General features: G+C 69.4%; 2 protein-coding genes and 2 pseudogenes. 1 reads left to right on the top strand and 3 read right to left on the bottom strand.

Annotated elements, in window-relative coordinates; genetic code table 11:
* Positions 1-501, top strand: a pseudogene (locus JWN68_RS09100) (hypothetical protein); the annotation flags it as partial.
* A 122-nt stretch (positions 502-623) separates the two neighbouring features.
* On the opposite strand, the gene JWN68_RS09095 reads toward JWN68_RS09100, so the two are convergent.
* The 3 genes and pseudogenes from JWN68_RS09095 to JWN68_RS19295 form a co-directional block, all read right to left on the bottom strand.
* A complete protein-coding gene (locus JWN68_RS09095; RefSeq protein WP_297737861.1) occupies positions 624-1,754 on the bottom strand; it encodes a family 16 glycosylhydrolase in 1,131 nt (376 codons plus the stop codon).
* A gap of 162 nt (positions 1,755-1,916) precedes the next feature.
* Complete coding sequence (locus tag JWN68_RS09090; protein ID WP_297737859.1) at positions 1,917-2,453, bottom strand: HAMP domain-containing sensor histidine kinase; 537 nt, start codon at positions 2,451-2,453, stop codon at positions 1,917-1,919.
* Positions 2,454-2,464: 11 nt separating this feature from the next.
* Positions 2,465-2,533, bottom strand: a pseudogene (locus tag JWN68_RS19295) (histidine kinase dimerization/phospho-acceptor domain-containing protein); the annotation flags it as partial.
* Positions 2,534-2,797: the final 264 nt, after the last annotated feature.

Genomic DNA, 2,797 nt, shown 5'->3' with positions numbered 1-2,797 from the left:
GCCCGCGCGATGGTCAAGGACATCCAGTACCGCCTCGACGTCAACAGCCTGCACCGCGACACCGAGGTCGACGAGGCATTCCCGCCGATGTCGGTGACCGTGCGCCTGTCCGACGACGTCGACGTCTCGCGCGGCGACATGATCGCGCGCGTCAAGAACGCCCCGAAGCCGAGCCAGGACATCGACGCGATGGTCTGCTGGATGACCAACGAGCCGCTGCGACCCCGCCAGAAGCTCCAGATCAAGCACACGACGCGCACCGCGCGGGCGATGGTCAAGGACATCCAGTACCGCCTCGACGTCAACAGCCTGCACCGTGACACCGAGGACGTCGCTGCCAAGGGTCTCGGTCTCAACGAGATCGGCCGCGTCCAGCTGCGCACCACCGTGCCCCTGCTCTGCGACCCCTACTCGAAGAACCGCACCACCGGGTCCTTCATCCTGATTGACGAGGCCACCGGCGTGACCGTCGGCGCCGGGATGATCAACAGCGCCAGCTGATCACGCACGCGCGGCAGAAGGGCTCGGCGGACTCCGTCGGGCCCTTTCGCGTTGCGCGGGATCTGCTTGGGCGTCAGCGAGCCCTCCGAGGAGGGGCGAGCCCGCCGAGGAGGGCCCCGGCCTCAGGCAGCCGGCGGGGACCAGACCTTCACCCAGTCGACGTCCATGTGCTGGGGCAGGTTGTCGTCGCCCTCCAGGTGCTGGAGCTCGTAGTCGGAGCTGAGCAGGCTGATGATGAGGTACTCCGGCACGCCCGAGACGCCCTGCTTGATGGTGTTGGTGACCTGGCCGTCGATGCGGAAGACGTACTGCTCCGGCGTCCACTCCACGGAGAAGACGTGGAACTTGCTGGACCAGTCGTCCCCGAGCTTCTCCGGGTCGGGCAGCCAGCCACCGGCCGTCTCACCCTTTGCAGTCGGGTGCCAGTAGACGAAGCTGGTGAGGCCACCGTCGGGGTGGTCGTCGCCGAAGTACTCGATGATGTCGATCTCGGCGCCGGTGAGCTTGGCATCCCCCGTCGGCTCCGGGCCGAAGCCCTGGAGCCAGAAGGAGCCGTGCTGACCGCGCAACGGCTGGAACTTGATACGGGCGGCAGCGTGGCCGTAGGTGAAGCTGTAGGCGCTGCCGAGGTGGCCGTTGAGCCGGTAGGCGTACGGCTTGCCCTTCACCCGGCAGGTGCCCTTGTCCGGGTCGTCCAGGACGCTGAGGCGCAGCACGCCGTCCACGACTTCCCTGCCCTCGTCCGAGGCACGTGAGCACATGCGCACGCCGGCATAGCCCTGGTCCCGGGTCCCCCACGCGGCGGTGTCGAGGGAGTCGAACTCGTCAGTGAACGAGGGCTCGGGGACCTCGTCGGTGGACAGCCTGACGCCGACAGGGGCGTCCCCGCCGGAGACGACCCTGAGCTCCCCCGGCTCGGCAACGGTCAGCGCCACACGTCCCTCGGCGTCCGTCTCGCCCGTGTCCTCGGTCGTCCAGTCGTCCCCGTCGGGCACCTGCAGCTCGACCCTGCGTCCGGCGTCGGCGCCCTCGATGCTGACGTCGACCACGAACTCGGCGTCCGTGGACTTCTCCGCGTCCTCGCCGGGGGCGGAGAGCTGCGGCAGCACGGCGGCGCTGATGCCCTTGCCGTCCTCGAAGTCCGCTTCCGCCAGATCGGCGCCCGCAGTGCCTGAGCAGGCGGCCAGGGCCGCGAGGCAGGCAAGCGCAGTCGTACGGCGAACGAGCGCGGTCATCCTTCGGGGGGCAGGCATGCGCGGCATTCTCACAAAGAGCGGCGCGGCGGGTCCAATCGCAGCGCCTCGCGGCGACGGTCGACGGACGCGATCACGTGCCGGTTCCCCGTCCACCCAGCAGTGGCCCGTGTGGAAGAAACACCCGGAAACGGCTCCCGCGCCCGACCTGGCTCTGGACGCTCACCCGGCCCCGTGTGCGTTGACGATGGAGCGCACGATGGACAGCCCGAGCCCCGTGCCGGGCGTCATCCTGGCCTGCGCTGCGGAGGCACGGAAGAACCGGGTGAACAGCTTCTCGACGTCGTCAGCGCTGATCCCGATGCCGGTGCCCGCCACCTCCAGCTCGATGCCGTCCGCGACCTGCTCGAGGGTCAGCCGGACCGAGCCGCCCCGGTCGGTGTACTTGACGCCGTTGGACATGAGGTTGTCCAGCACCTGGCGCAGGCGATGCGCGTCCACCTCGCAGACCAGCGAACCTGGACTGTGCAGCTCCAGGTGCACGCCCGCACGGCCGGCCATCGGCCGCGCCGACGCCACTGCCTCACGAACGAGCGTGGCGACGTCGCAACCTCGCACGGACGACGTGCATGACGGCTTCGGGCCCCTGGCGACCTGGAGGAGGTTCGAGACCAGGTCGTCGAGGCGGACAGCGTTGCGCTCGATGACCTTGAGCCGCACAGCAGCGTCGACAGGGAGGTCACGCCCTGACGTGAGCATCTCCAGGTGCCCAACACGGAGGTCAGCGGCGTCCGGAGCTCGTGGGACACCGAAGCCACGAACTCGTCCTTGACGCTCATGGCCCGCATGTAGTCGGTGACGTCGGTGTAGGCCAGCGCCGCTCCCTCGATCCCGCCGGCCGGGCCGTGCACCGTCCGGGCCGGCACCTACAGTGCGCGCCTCTCCGACGGCTCCTTGCCCACCCAGATGCGTAGGTCGTCGAACTCCTCCCCCTGCAGGGCGCGGTAGGAGGGCGTCTCCTCACGCGTGAGGAGCGACATGGTGTCCGGGGCGTAGACGAAACCGACCTGTCCGGCCTGCCCCAGGTGACCGTCGGGAAAGGC

Origin of the sequence: Nocardioides sp. (genome assembly GCF_025964975.1) — a bacterium.
Lineage (GTDB): Bacteria > Actinomycetota > Actinomycetes > Propionibacteriales > Nocardioidaceae > Nocardioides.
This window is presented reverse-complemented; position numbering and strand designations above follow the sequence as displayed.